This window comes from Pedobacter agri PB92, assembly GCF_000258495.1.
In the GTDB taxonomy this organism is placed as follows: Bacteria; Bacteroidota; Bacteroidia; order Sphingobacteriales; family Sphingobacteriaceae; genus Pedobacter; species Pedobacter agri.
In genome coordinates this window covers 1-13271 of sequence record NZ_AJLG01000138.1, presented here as the reverse complement: position 1 = coordinate 13271, position 13271 = coordinate 1, and the positions used below count along the sequence as shown (strand labels likewise).

Genomic DNA, 13271 nt, shown 5'->3' with positions numbered 1-13271 from the left:
GAATATTTTGGCCCGCAAACTATTGGCGCTTCAATTCAATTTATCACAAGAACGGGCAATTTTATCCAGAATCCCCTCGGCAGAGGCGAGATATAATCAATTCAGAGCGGGAAACCCAACGCTGAAGAACCGCATTCCCATTAAATTTTTAGTCTACCTATCTCGGAATGAGAATAGAAACGCTAAGCAGAATCAGAAAAAAAGAAAAACTAGGATCTGCGGCCTAATTGTTTTCACTTCGTGAGGAATCTTTTTTAAAATAAAAATAACATAGCGGAAAGAGGCATATTAAACCCAATAAAAAACCACCCAGCGTATCAGTGAACCAATGCGCACCCAAATAAATTCTTGAAGGTGCAATTGATATCATTAAAAAAGCAGATAAATAGGTAACTATGTTTCTGGTTATTTTTGGAATGGTTTCCAAACGATCCATCAAAATAATAAGGAAACCAAAAAAAAGTACATAAGACAGTACGTGGCCGCTCGGATAGCTTTGAAACCGGTTTACCTCTACTAAACGGACATAAAAGGTTGTCGGACGCGGACGATTGATCATGTTTTTTATTCCAAGGATAATTAGACCGGAAAGCAGTATCGAGGCCATAAACAAGCCTTCGCGTTTGAATTTCTGCCAGTAAAAAATAGCCGCCACCACTAAGACAGAAAGCAATGACCAGGGTAGTTCCCCAAAAAAACTAATGGCAAGCATCAGCTTATCTAGCCAATCTGCCTGATATTGTTGAACAAACAGAGATGCTCTGATATCAAATTGTAGTATTGGATGACCAGCGATGAAAACGCTTAGTGAGGTAAAAGCGATAATCAGCAGCGTAAGTATGATAAGGAGGGTATTGCGTTTTATATGCATTGATGATAAAATGAATTTTTCAAAACTATCATTTTCTAAGCATTGCCCGCGATGATTTTTGCAAAATCTTAATTACCTAAATTTAATACATTGGCGCCCAGGGGCTCTTCCTTTATCCGCTCTAATTTTTGTTGATGAACCACAATAGTGATTTCAACGGAACCCGTACCAACAGTTGCTGCCAATAGGTGACCACCATAAGCCTTAAAATTTTTACCTGTTACCGTTCCGTGGGTATGGAGAGAAACTTTTCCATTTTGCCATGCAATTGAACCATTCATGCTGGCCAATTCTACACTATCGAATTCCTTGGGCTCGTATTCTTTTGTTTTAAAATTAAAAAAGCCAAATTTTGCATTTACAAAACCCATTCCAGAGTAGCTGGCACTTGGAATTTTTTCAATCATAGCAATGTTTTCCAACTGGGCCAATACATCATCACCCTGTCGCAGTACCATGAAAAAACCGGTAGGGGTTTTAATGTATCGTTTGATCGTCTCGGCATTGGTACTTTGTGCTTTTGAACTAAAACTTAAAATTACTAGTGATAAAAGTGAAAAGTAAGCTATTTTTTTCATCTGAATAGATTGAGGTGTCTTTTGGTAACATCTCAAACAAAAGAAAGGTTTGATAGCGGCATTATCTGGAAAATTCATAAAGGAAAGTTCCTATTCCATCACGGAAAAAAGGCTTTATGTATAATCGGTTAGGAGAAATTAAATCGATTTACCATCTTCACATCAGATAATAAGGATATCTATGCTTTTATGGTTGGCAAATAGATTATTTGCCAACTAAAAAGGCTTCCACTTCGATTCGAAAATATTTAGATCATATTTCCAGTTTAACGCTCCAACCAAAATTGTCCTCCTTAAAACGAGGAGGCAATCAGGTTGATTTACCCTTTAGTTATTAACCTTGATCAGTTTATCATTTTGATGATGCAACGAGGAGCAAACTGGCAGCAAAGAATATTTTGAATGCGGCTTAATCTGCAACAGTGATCGATTGTAAGATAGGATAGGGTAACGATACCTGGATATCTGGCAAAAAGCAAGATTATTTTACGACAATTTGTTTTGGATCAGTCACTATAATTTGGCGTTTTCCCTTAAATTCAGTCACCACACCAGTTACACAAATGTTATTTCCCATATACATACTTGAAGGTTCAGCCGTGAATTTGGCCTGGTCTTCCTTATTGATTACAATGGTTAATAATTCTTTTGGATAGGCACCTCCAAGATTAATTAAACTCAATTTATCCAAAGCCTTGGTACTATAAACCGAATCGCAAACACTAATAGTTTTACCGATATACTGCGCTGCATCTTTTGCCAAAATGAGTGTTTGAGCTTTTACCATAATTGAGGCAAAGCTGAAGAATAGGATGAGAGATAATTTTTTCATAGTGATGAAGGATTTTTGCTTTACAAACGGATGAAATTTTGATTTAGCATCACAAAAGTAAAATGAATTTTACAGAAACAATGTATTATTGTAAATACCAAACCAACTTCTTTAATCTTTTTCTGTAAAACGATCTAACAAATTCATGGTTTTAACTGCTTCCTTTCCGCTACATGGATTTTCGGATAAACCAAGAAAATAGGAGACAACCTTTTCGATCATCGGTTGTTCTACATGTTCTAAAGGTGCAAAATCAATAGTTTCTTCCTGGCCATCGGTAATGATTTTAATTTGATGCCCAAACATCGGGAAGCTGATTTTACCCTTCGATCCATATATTTCGCAGCTGTCTTTAGTTTCGCCTTCAGCAACGGTGAAGCACCAGGTTCCGTTAAAGATTACACCGGTATCAAATAGAATATGTCCGCTAACCAAATCATCAACGCCTTCTACCGTGGCCTGATTAAGCGATACTCCATGAGATTTTATCGGATTACCAAAAAAATAAAGCATTAAATCCAATTGATGCGGTGCCAAGTCGTGAAATAAACCACCTCCGGCAATGCCTGGATCTAATCTCCAGTTGTGTTCTGATTTTGCAATTACATCAGCTTTTTTGCTTTGCAGCATTTTCAAATCCACAAACCGAATATCGCCAATCGCTTTCTCTTCCAGCAGTTTTTTTATTTTCAAAAAAAATGGCTGTTCTCTGCGGTAATGTGCTACACACAATTTTACACCATATTGCTCAGCTGCGCCAGCCATTCTTTTAGCGGCATCGCTATTTAACGCCATGGGTTTTTCTACATAAACCGGCTTACCTGCGGCCAGCGATTGCAACGTATATTCTTCATGTTGTAGAGGCGGTGTGGCAATGTAAATGGCATTTACCTCAGGATCATTAATCAATGCACTGGCATCATCGTACCACTTCGGCACATGGTGACGTTTGGCATAGTCTTCAGCCTTAACAGCATCTCTTCTCATCACCGCTACTAATGATGAGTTTGGAACTTTATTAAAAGCTGGGCCACTTTTAACTTCGGTTACATCGCCGCAACCAATAATTCCCCATTTAATTGTATTCATCAGCAATTATCTAAACCCGAAGTTAACAATAGCAAGCCGTTATTGAATACGATCACCTATTTATTACATCAGAAAAAACAATTTCAAAAGTCACAGGGCAAAGACAAAAAATAGTGAATGTCATGGTAATGTATTATTTGTAATCATTATAAATAACGTTTGCTTCAGTGACACATCTTCTTGTATGTTTGCCGTTTATAATCATTCTAAATAATATGTTAAAAATTTACAAATTTTATCTTTCAACGTTTGCATTGCTATTCATGTGCATTACAGCTCTTGCACAGGTTAATTTTGGTACAGTAAAAGGAACAATTAAAACATCTGATGGGGCTTCTGCTGAAGCCGTTGAGGTGACCATAAAAGGAATTGCAAATACTACGGCCGACAAGTCTGGTAATTATACACTTAAAAATGTTCCTGCTGGTACCTATACAGTTACAGCCAGATTAGTAGGCTTAGCGCCAGCATCAGGTCAGGTTACAGTAACTGCAGGATCTACCGCCGTGTTAGACTTAGCCTTACAAGCATCTAACCAACAGCTAAAAGAAGTTGTGGTTAGTGGTGGAAAGAAAAATAAATATTTCGCAAAAGAGAGTCAGTTTGTTTCGAAAATGCCATTGAATAACTTAGAAAATCCACAGGTTTATTCGGTTATTGCAAAAGAATTATTAGCTGATCAATTAGTAACTAATTTTGATGACGCATTGAGAAATGCTCCTGGAATTGATAAGCTTTGGTCATCATCAGGTAGAGGCGGAGATGGTGCAGGCTATTTCTCGCTAAGAGGTTTCGCGGTTCAGCCAACTTTGGTAAATGGTTTACCAGGTTTAACGAATGGAAGCCTGGATGTTTCAAACGTAGAAAGAATTGAAGTTTTGAAAGGCCCGTCAGGTACTTTATACGGCAGCAGTTTAATTTCATACGGTGGTTTGATTAACACCGTTACCAAACAGCCTTTTGATAATAAAATGGTAGAAGTGAACTATACTGCCGGAAGTTACGGGCTAAACCGAATTACAGCTGATGTAAATACACCGTTAGATGCTGATCATAAGGTTTTGTTCAGAATGAATGCTGCTTACCACGATGAAAGTAGTTTTCAGGATGCAGGCTTCAGGAAATCAAGATTTTTTGCGCCATCCCTAGCTTACAAGGTGAATGAGAAATTATCGTTCTTGTTCAATGCCCAGTTTTTAATTTCTGATGGCACTAACCCAACTATGCTTTTCTTTAACAGAAGCTATCCGTTGAGAACAACTACATTAGATGGTTTAGGTTATGATAACAGAAAATCCTACACCAGTAATGCACTTTCGATGAGTAATCCGGTTACTACGGTGCAGGCTCAAATGAATTATAAAATTTCTGATGAATGGAATTCACAAACCATTGTTTCCAGAGGTACCGCAAAATCAAAAGGCTATTACACCTATTTATTTGAAGGGGTAGCTTCGGTAAATAATGTTCCGGTATCTGGCAACGGTATCTTCTCGAGGTACATTACCAACCAGAATTCTACTACCGAGACAACAGATATTCAGCAGAACTTTACCGGCGATTTCAAAATTGGCAATATGCGCAATAGAATCGTTGCCGGCTTAGATTATTACCTGGCCACTTCGATCAATAATAGTTCGAATTATGCGCTTTTCGGATCAGTTAATCCTTTGGTTCCGGCAGCTGAAAACTTAACCAGCCAGGCTGCAGATAATGCCATCGCCACAGCAGGCTATGGTGGTAATACCAGATCAACGCAGTCGATATACAGTGCTTATGTGTCTGATGTTTTCAATATTACACCAGCTTTATCTGCCATGGCGAGTTTACGTATCGATCATTTTAGAAATGCAGGTTTAAGTGTTGCAGCAGCAAACAGATATGGACAAACCGCATTGTCGCCAAAATTCGGATTGGTTTATCAGGTAATTCAAGATCAGTTATCGGTGTTTGGTAATTACATGAATGGTTTCAAAAATGTTGCGCCAATTAATCAGTTAGTTGGTGGTGCCAATGTGATTACTACTTTCGACCCTGAACATGCCAACCAATTAGAAGCAGGTATTAAATCAGATTTGTTTGACGGAAAGTTATCAGGATCATTGAGTTATTATGATATTAAGGTTTCGAACATCGTATTGAGCACCGGCTTAAACCAATATACTCAGGGTGGTGATCAGTATAGCAAAGGTTTCGAAGCGCAGATTATTGCGAATCCATTCGATGGATTTAATATCATCGCAGGCTATTCTAAAAATAAAAGTAAGCTGACCAATGCAGGTGCGAATGTGCAAGGTAGAAGACCAGTTGCCGCTGGTCCTGAAGATTTGGTAAACTTGTGGTTAAGCTACAAAATTAGCCATGGTGCTGCTAAAGGTTTAGGATTTGGCTTTGGTGGAAACTATGCTGGCGAAAACAGTATCGTAAATGACGCAACTGTAGGTGTATTTACATTACCATCTTACACCATTTTAAATGCTTCGGCATCATACGCAACAGGAGCTTTTACTTTTGGTTTGAAACTGGATAATTTAACCGATAAAGAATATTATAAAGGTTGGACCACACTTGAACCAATGCGTCCGAGAACATTTTCTGGAAGTATCGGTTATCGATTCTAACCGAAAAAAATGATAAGATGCTACATGAGAAATCATGTGGCATTTTTTTATTATGTAAATGTGGAATAATGTTTGTTTACTGAAAGGTCGATTTGGCTAATTGCAAAACAATCAGCTCTTTAAAACGTTATTAAATTAAAAAATTCTTCCGTAGGGATGGAGTTAAACTAAAAAGTTATGAGAAACAGTTTTGTGGAAATGGTGGAAGAAACTGCCCGAATACAGTTTAGATTTTTTGAAATTGAAGAAAAAATTTCCCGAATGAGACAGTGGGTAGATGAATCAAATGCACCAATTGCACTGAAGCATTCGGTGTTTGATGGAATAAGGAAATTAGAAAAGCGTTTAATAGCAGAGGCGCATCTGAATACGATTGATACGCTGAATTAAAAATTAATGATTGCAAGTTTTGCCTCGGTTTATCCGGGGCTTTTTTTTTAATGAGAATTTTAAAAGGTTATAAATTGTTGTGATGCATAATATTCACTTTTCGTGTGAGGCTACTCGGGGCTCGATAAATTTTCATGATTCCGTAACACTTAAATATAGCTATTAGAAAATAATTCATTGGTCAGCCATCTGATAATGGCAAATGAACAGTCTTATAGTCCTAAAGTTCAATAGCGTTAGCTCTTCTCAATCCGAGAACTATACAAGATACTTCAGTAGATGATCACCATTAGCATATAATCAATCTGTTTGTCTAATTTTTGGAACTTATAACTCACCTTTTTTATTTTTTGAAACTGTAACGGAAGATTTTCAAGGAATACGCTTATCTCACCGCATCACACGAATAATAAGCTTTCCCTTACAAATATCAATCAGTAAGAAATATAAAAAAATATAAATCTGATCTTTAATGAAGGCAAGACGCTTATGAAAAAACTCAAATATCATTCTCTTTTTTTATTACTGTTTTTAACCATCAAGGTTTCTGCACAAACCACTCGAAAAATTGTAAAGGATTTTGATGGCGATCTCAAAAAAGATAGTGTTTGGATAGATGATGATAAGAAAGTTTTGATTTTGCGGTTATCTAGTCAGCAGTACCGAAAGGTTGAAAGCAAGCCAATACACTATCTGAATTTCGGGAATACGTTGGTAGCTACGAAAAGTGGATTTGAATTTTGGAATAATTACGATCGTTCAGGTTTTATCAGTGTGTTTAAATACAGCAAAACAGCTAAAAAAATGCAACTCGTGCAAATGCGAAGAACAGACGATAAACTTGGCAGAGACAACCCAAATGAAGGACTTTTTGAGTCCAGTATTGATTTAATAACCAATCAATATTTGGGTGTGATTAAAAGAGAAGTGAAAGGCAAAACTGTAAAAACATTTATTAATTCCGAGATCATTTATCCAAAAACCTTTTTAGAAACGTTTGGCGATGCAATCAATTTCGATTACCAGGAAAAATGCATCGCGAAATATGAAAAGTTCCATGCAAAGAAATAGAAATAAAAGGGTACTAAGCTGCTTAAAATTAATATATCAATCTTAAATACCTTATAAATTTAAAAATCATGAAAACAATAAACACCATCCTTTTTTCGCTGGCAACTGTAGTTGCACTAACGGCTTGTAATAATGATAAAAAAGCTTCGCAAGATATTACAAGTAAGCCAAGCTCCAAAGTAGAGGTAAATAAAGTAGATATAGATAAAGCAATGAAAGGTGTGCCAACCTTTTCCAGTCCCGAAATTCAAAAAGAAGCGCAAGAATGGTTCTCTTATTTTAGCGAGGGAATGAAAGAAGCGCAGCAAAAAGCAAAATTAGCCGATGGAGATCAGGCTAAAATGAGACAGATAGGCAAAGAAATGGGTGAAAAATTTGCGCCCTGGAAAGAAAAAATAGTAGCATTGAAAGCGAAAATGACCGCTGAGGATAAAGTAAAGTTTGAGCAGTATGGAAATAAAATCGCCCAAGACATCGTTGCCCAGGCACATCAGTAGTAGAGGATCAATTTACTGATATTTGCTACAAACAGAAAAGCCTTTTCGCCGAAGAGGCTATTGGCTGCTTATATTATAAGTAATGGTTTAAATCGCTTTAAAATAATGCTGCATTTTATCTATGTCTTTAAAAACAGTAGCGCAATGCTTTACAAAAGATATAAATAGAAATAAAGAGAATTACGTAAAGTTAGTCTCATAGTTGGGACACGTTGGAGTATGTTATAAGCGAACTCCATCTGGAGGGGCTAATATAAAGTGTTTCCATGTGAAGAATATAGTTTCAGAAAATTATTAAAATCCACATCCACTAAGAACCCTATTTGTTAAAAGTCCTCAATTACAAAATTAGTGACTTCTGTAAATTTAATTTTGGTTTTTGTTCTTTTTGATAGTCCAGTAATCTCTATGTTTTGTTTTAATTTATGCGCTTCTATAGCTTCTCTATAATTCTCACTGGTTAGATACGCTGTTCCAGTTACTATAATGTTATCTATCAATCCAGAGAAAATGACGCTATTCCTTAACCCATCAGGATCTTGAGATTTAAGTGCAGTAATTCTACCTTTTAGTGTAAAAACTCCTACTTGAAATTCTGATTTCTTGACATATTCAACTAGTTGATTTAGTCTGTTTAGCTTTTGCTTCGTTATATTTTTATTACTTATTATCTCAGTGCTTTTAATGCTATGAAAAGTGAAATCAATATTTTTAATACCGGCTTTATCAAAAAAAAGATTCTATGTCCTTCAATAATTTAATATTTATTTTATTTTCGTTTTCAATTAAATACTCATCATTTATACTTGATGTACTTTCGAAGATGTCTTCATTAATAAATTTCAAAACCTCACTGAGTTTAGTATTGATTTCTTCCGAATAAATTGTCTGGCGTTCAAATAATTCGCTTTCTTTTATGATCTCTGTTGTTGGAAGTTGGATTTTAGCAATAAAGCTTCCAATTTCTGTTTGCATAAAATTACACAGGTTAAGATAACGTGAGACTTCTTCAGGAATACGGATAGAAGTAGCGTCTTTATCAATAACAAAGCTCGCTGTGTCAGAAAGAATTGATCTGATCTTGTCAATAAATTCTTCAAATCTATTTAAAGGCATGCGACCATTTATTGTCTGCTCATCATAAACTCTAACTTTTAGTACAGTATCTTGGTTTTTAAAAATAACGTTGAGATCTTCGATATTTAACGAATATATTTCGGCAACTATCTCTATTAGATTATCTAAAAATCTTTTTGAATCTGATTTGTTTGAGTCCGTTGGTATGAACAGTCGAAATTCTTCAGGAAATTTTAAATCATTTGGCGGTCTAAGCTCATGAAAAATATCTGTTGTTTTTACAGAAGTCCATTCCCTATTTATTAGGAATGATGTAATTAGATCTATCATGATTTAGGGATAAAACTTTTTGTGTAAGTTATTAAAAAAATCCAATCCAAGAATGTTATCGTTTGGAATTTCAATTCTTATTGTGCTAGAGTTTAATGATGGAGTTGCTCCAACTGCAGGGGTATACCAGAAAGCATTTTTTCTTAGCCTAATTTCATTATTGTCAATATCAACCCACAAAGTTTGATCATAAGGTAATACGAATAGAATTAATACTAATGGTGCATTGCCGCTTAGTTGTCTTTCAATTAGGTCATTATATGCTTTAACCTCTAAATCGTACTTGATAGAAGTGGATCCCACGATAACACTATTTTCTGTAGTAGATTTTAACTGTAGATCTATATAAGTTCCATCATAAGTATGTCTCACTTTTCCCAAAGAATTGATATAAGAATAACTCTTTTTTAGAGTAAAATCAACTCCAAGATCTAAATCTCCCTTATCAATCGAAAACCCTGCAAAGGAGGCAATTATACCTATAAATCTATTAGATAGCTGTTCTTTAATTTGTTCAATTGTCATTTGAGAGTGTATGCGCTAATATGAATGATATAGGTAAGTTATGATTAAAAAACTAAAAGTAGGATCTTAAATTAGTTATTAAACTCTTTGGTTTAATAATATTTTTAATATTCCAGTGTTCAATTAAAAGTTTAAATAATTTAACTAGGATATGATATGTTCAATAATTACATAAAGTCTGTGCAATTACACATGGATTATGAATTTAGAATATATATATCAACATTTCTTCTCGTAAAAAAAATGGTCTATACAATGAATTACATGTAGTAATCAGAAACGATTTAGCCAGTCTAAAGAAATGTTGATTAAAACTATAAAGATTATTTAGAATTAGTAACAGCTTTAGATACTTAAAATAACTCTAATTTATTAAAACAATTTATGGCTAAATCGATAAAAAAAACATCTTCATCATAATCAATGTCTAGAGTACCTAAGGTTTTTAGGTACTTTATCTGATTAGCTATCGTTTGTTTCGGAAGGAAATTATTATCTATTTTTAATTTCACTTTTTTAATGTTTAAGTCATAAAGGTCAATTAAATAGGAGTTATGAACTCCCAATGAGGCTTGTATCTGAACTAAATTGCGATCAGTATCAATATTTGTAAAACTATTAAGAATTGTTATTTTGATGCAATTGTTAAATAATTCTACAATTTTTCTTTGGTCAGTAGTATTTTCAAATTCATTATAATTTGTAATGATCAAATCAACAAAAGTGCTTTTTCGTAAAATTCTCCATGTATCATCATATCGAATTAGTTCTTCTATGAAAATAGCTCGCAATTTATCTAACATTACTTCGACATTGACTGGACTTTATCAAAAATTTTGTTACTTAGGTCATTGATCGAATTGTTTCCATCGATTAAAAAAACATTTTCAACAGCACCTAATCTTACGAATGCCTCTTTATATTTCTTACTAACAATTTTTAAGTTTTCTATATTTTCATATATTTCAATGTTACTTCTCTCAGAGTTAAGTCTTTCTATGCTAATTTCTGGATCAATGTCAATATAAATATTGAGGTCGGGCTTTAAAATGTTTGCACTTAAAGAGTTTGCCTCAATTAGCCAATCTAAAGAAATTGTAGCCGAATGATATGCATATGAAGAGAAATAATACCTATCAGTTATTACAGTATAACCCTCCTGCATTTTTTTTACGATTCCATTTGTTTTATTTAGCAAATGATCTAGTCTATCAGCAACAAATAGACTAGCAATTGCTCTTTCATCTGTTTCAATTCTTCTGTTAAAAATATTTCTTATCAAAGATCCAATTGGACTGTCTGTAGGTTCGAACGTGCTATATATCTTATGACCATCTTTTGAAAGTTTTTCTTTCAGTAACTTTACTTGAGTGCTTTTGCCACTCCCATCAATACCTTCAAATGCAATAAATAAATTTTTTTTCATCCTTTTGGAGCTACAAATAAATTAGGTAACAAATATAAACTAAAATAAACTTTTATTAACGGGACATTCTATGCAAGCTAAACCTCGTGAGTAGTAATGACATCTGTTATCATAAGTACACTCATTAATTGTGCTTGAATCATTAAAATATTTACTGATAAATTCATTGTCAGCAATTATTGGCCTTCCAACTGAATAACTTATATGTTTTTTATCGAGGGGAAGTGAATTTAAATCCCTTATATTCCCTGAAATATTCCAAACTTTTCCAGTTTTATCATCGAGGAAATTGTCAAGTATTTTTACCATGAAATTGTCTCCAAAACTTTTCCCAGGATATATTAAATTTTTGTCTACATTGTAAAAACCATTTGAGATACTGATCATATCCAGCTCAACTATATCATAAAGTGAATTCAAGAAAGTTTTATTTTCTTTAGACAATTTTTGAAGAATTTTTTCCTCAAAAAGAGAAATTCTCAAGTCCAGAATGAAATACTGTAATATATCCGAAATCTTTTCAATAATTTTTTTTAAAATAAGTAAACTATCATTGCCGTATTCGTCTTTGCGTTTGTTCATTGTTTTGCTAAAAAAGCTGTTTAGGAAGTAACCATGAGCGCCGTGTATTTGGATGACAGAAAAACCATTTTTGACCAACTTTCTAATACCTGTTGCAAATAGGTCAATAATTTTATTGATCTCAAAATGTGAAAGAGTTGCAACTTCATTTTTAACAATTTCGAAATAATTTGACTTATTTTTATGCTTAAATTTAAAATTAGGGATATATTCTGAATTATAGCAGGCTATTTGAGCTCCCGGGAGAGAACCACTATTTTTTATTTCAAAGGCTAGTTTTGAAAAATTCGACATATCGTCACTTATGTATAAAGTGTTTTTATTTGTTACATGACTTTTTGATAAAGCTATGTTTCCAACATAATTTATTCCAACAAATTTACTCGACTTACGTTTATGAAATGAAATGAGATCATCAGTTGGACGGCCGTCTAGCACTAATCCAGTATTTATTGGCGCAAAATAAAATGGGCTTGGTATCGAATGTGATTTTATTATGATCTCCTCTAACATAAGGCTATTTTTTTTCCATTTTCATTGCTATAATAGTAGAAAAAACACTTGCTATGAGACCTAATACAAAAGTAAATATTGAATTTAAAATATCCTTCTTATCAAAGTAAATTAAAATACTTGCTGTAGTAAGAATAAATATTGCGTAACATATAATACAAATTAATAACCTCTTTTCAACCGATAATAACCTTGTTGTTACTTTAGTGTATTTTTCTCCGTATATACTTGACAATTCTTTATAATCTTCCAAAATTCTTGGATCAGACTTAATTTCTTCCGTTGTTAAATTGTATTGATCTGGGATAGGCCAGATATTTGTCTCATATCCATGTTGGCCATGATATGCTTTAGTTACTGGTTTTGACAATACGGAAAATTCGATCTTCGCTATAGCTTCATCAGGTTTTATTTTCAAGTAATCGTTTGACATATTAAAAAAAATAATGCCCAACCTGCCAATAAACCCAGGGTCTGCATAAGTGTTTACTGGTGATAGTCCAATTGAAAACAATCTCCCTTTAGTAAGGATTCTGGCAAGACAATTATGGGGAATATTTAATTTTTCTTTCGTTATTATTACAACAGATTGTTTAGGTTTTATCAGTATGTAATCATAGTGTTTTTCGGTAAGATCGACTCTATTGTTAGCCTTCTGCGACAAATCATAATAAACATTACTAGCCCTTAATTCATAACAGGCTTGCTTAATGTTATTTTTTTCAAAATTACTGGAAATCAAAATAGAGCTTTCACAGAATTCATTTATTTGGATGTCGTTTAGTGTTCCGCTTTCGCAGCCTATAACCATAATTCTTAAGAGTTTATTAAAGATACCGCAATATATAAAATTGACAATAAAATGAAAA

At 33.9% G+C, this 13271-nt stretch carries 14 protein-coding genes; 4 read left to right on the top strand and 10 right to left on the bottom strand.

Annotated elements, in window-relative coordinates; all coding sequences use genetic code 11:
- Positions 1 to 223: 223 nt before the first annotated feature.
- The 4 genes from ON09_RS24400 to ON09_RS17590 all read right to left on the bottom strand — a co-directional run bounded on the left by ON09_RS24400 (position 224) and on the right by ON09_RS17590 (position 3370).
- Positions 224 to 871 carry a phosphatase PAP2 family protein gene (locus ON09_RS24400; RefSeq protein ID WP_010602383.1) on the bottom strand — a complete coding sequence of 216 codons (648 nt, stop codon included), beginning with the start codon at positions 869 to 871 and terminating at the stop codon, positions 224 to 226.
- A 68-nt stretch (positions 872 to 939) separates the two neighbouring features.
- On the bottom strand, positions 940 to 1449 hold the full coding sequence (locus tag ON09_RS17600; RefSeq protein WP_010602382.1) for a PPC domain-containing DNA-binding protein: 510 nt from the start codon (positions 1447 to 1449) through the stop codon (positions 940 to 942).
- Positions 1450 to 1930: 481 nt separating this feature from the next.
- Entirely contained in the window at positions 1931 to 2281 is a 351-nt protein-coding gene (locus tag ON09_RS17595; RefSeq protein WP_010602381.1) for a hypothetical protein, read from the bottom strand.
- A gap of 111 nt (positions 2282 to 2392) precedes the next feature.
- Positions 2393 to 3370: a Gfo/Idh/MocA family protein gene (locus ON09_RS17590; RefSeq protein WP_010602380.1), complete on the bottom strand. Its 978-nt coding sequence runs from the start codon at positions 3368 to 3370 to the stop codon at positions 2393 to 2395.
- Between the two features lie 263 nt (positions 3371 to 3633).
- Between ON09_RS17590 and ON09_RS17585 the strand changes: the two genes are divergently transcribed.
- The 4 genes from ON09_RS17585 (at position 3634) to ON09_RS17570 (ending at position 7949) form a co-directional block, all read left to right on the top strand.
- Positions 3634 to 5991 carry a TonB-dependent receptor gene (locus tag ON09_RS17585; protein ID WP_238533723.1) on the top strand — a complete coding sequence of 786 codons (2358 nt, stop codon included), beginning with the start codon at positions 3634 to 3636 and terminating at the stop codon, positions 5989 to 5991.
- Between the two features lie 177 nt (positions 5992 to 6168).
- Positions 6169 to 6381: a hypothetical protein gene (locus tag ON09_RS17580; RefSeq protein ID WP_010602378.1), complete on the top strand. Its 213-nt coding sequence runs from the start codon at positions 6169 to 6171 to the stop codon at positions 6379 to 6381.
- A 489-nt stretch (positions 6382 to 6870) separates the two neighbouring features.
- The gene (locus ON09_RS17575; protein ID WP_010602377.1) at positions 6871 to 7452 is read left to right on the top strand and encodes a hypothetical protein; all 582 of its coding nucleotides are present in this window, start codon (positions 6871 to 6873) and stop codon (positions 7450 to 7452) included.
- Between the two features lie 68 nt (positions 7453 to 7520).
- Positions 7521 to 7949 (top strand): hypothetical protein, encoded by a 429-nt coding sequence (locus ON09_RS17570; RefSeq protein WP_010602376.1) that lies wholly within the window; start codon positions 7521 to 7523, stop codon positions 7947 to 7949.
- A 726-nt stretch (positions 7950 to 8675) separates the two neighbouring features.
- Here ON09_RS17570 and ON09_RS17565 read toward each other — a convergent pair.
- From ON09_RS17565 to ON09_RS17540, 6 genes are all read right to left on the bottom strand, one after another.
- Positions 8676 to 9356 (bottom strand): hypothetical protein, encoded by a 681-nt coding sequence (locus tag ON09_RS17565; protein ID WP_010602375.1) that lies wholly within the window; start codon positions 9354 to 9356, stop codon positions 8676 to 8678.
- Between the two features lie 3 nt (positions 9357 to 9359).
- Positions 9360 to 9881 (bottom strand): DUF4365 domain-containing protein, encoded by a 522-nt coding sequence (locus tag ON09_RS17560; protein WP_010602374.1) that lies wholly within the window; start codon positions 9879 to 9881, stop codon positions 9360 to 9362.
- Between the two features lie 353 nt (positions 9882 to 10234).
- Positions 10235 to 10684 carry a hypothetical protein gene (locus tag ON09_RS17555; RefSeq protein ID WP_010602373.1) on the bottom strand — a complete coding sequence of 150 codons (450 nt, stop codon included), beginning with the start codon at positions 10682 to 10684 and terminating at the stop codon, positions 10235 to 10237.
- Positions 10684 to 11307, bottom strand: a complete 624-nt coding sequence (gene tmk, locus ON09_RS17550; protein ID WP_010602372.1) for a dTMP kinase — start codon at positions 11305 to 11307, stop codon at positions 10684 to 10686. Before tmk ends, ON09_RS17555 begins: the two co-directional genes overlap by 1 nt.
- Positions 11308 to 11346: 39 nt before the next feature.
- Positions 11347 to 12402, bottom strand: coding sequence for an oxidoreductase (locus ON09_RS24395; RefSeq protein WP_010602371.1), 1056 nt, complete (start codon positions 12400 to 12402; stop codon positions 11347 to 11349).
- Positions 12403 to 12406: 4 nt separating this feature from the next.
- The coding region (locus ON09_RS17540) for a dCTP deaminase domain-containing protein (protein WP_010602370.1) at positions 12407 to 13271 on the bottom strand (865 nt) is incomplete at its 5' end.

Bases quoted from the DNA above. Each gene is read 5' to 3' on its own strand.
- ON09_RS17590 (WP_010602380.1), bottom strand. From the start codon at position 3,370: ATGAATACAATTAAATGGGGAATTATTGGTTGCGGCGATGTAACCGAA.
- ON09_RS24395 (WP_010602371.1), bottom strand. From the start codon at position 12,402: ATGTTAGAGGAGATCATAATAAAATCACATTCGATACCAAGCCCATTT.
- ON09_RS17575 (WP_010602377.1), top strand. From the start codon at position 6,871: ATGAAAAAACTCAAATATCATTCTCTTTTTTTATTACTGTTTTTAACC.
- ON09_RS17560 (WP_010602374.1), bottom strand. From the start codon at position 9,881: ATGACAATTGAACAAATTAAAGAACAGCTATCTAATAGATTTATAGGT.
- tmk (WP_010602372.1), bottom strand. From the start codon at position 11,307: ATGAAAAAAAATTTATTTATTGCATTTGAAGGTATTGATGGGAGTGGC.
- ON09_RS17600 (WP_010602382.1), bottom strand. From the start codon at position 1,449: ATGAAAAAAATAGCTTACTTTTCACTTTTATCACTAGTAATTTTAAGT.
- ON09_RS17570 (WP_010602376.1), top strand. From the start codon at position 7,521: ATGAAAACAATAAACACCATCCTTTTTTCGCTGGCAACTGTAGTTGCA.
- ON09_RS17555 (WP_010602373.1), bottom strand. From the start codon at position 10,684: ATGTTAGATAAATTGCGAGCTATTTTCATAGAAGAACTAATTCGATAT.
- ON09_RS17595 (WP_010602381.1), bottom strand. From the start codon at position 2,281: ATGAAAAAATTATCTCTCATCCTATTCTTCAGCTTTGCCTCAATTATG.
- ON09_RS24400 (WP_010602383.1), bottom strand. From the start codon at position 871: ATGCATATAAAACGCAATACCCTCCTTATCATACTTACGCTGCTGATT.
- ON09_RS17565 (WP_010602375.1), bottom strand. From the start codon at position 9,356: ATGATAGATCTAATTACATCATTCCTAATAAATAGGGAATGGACTTCT.
- ON09_RS17580 (WP_010602378.1), top strand. From the start codon at position 6,169: ATGAGAAACAGTTTTGTGGAAATGGTGGAAGAAACTGCCCGAATACAG.
- ON09_RS17585 (WP_238533723.1), top strand. From the start codon at position 3,634: ATGTGCATTACAGCTCTTGCACAGGTTAATTTTGGTACAGTAAAAGGA.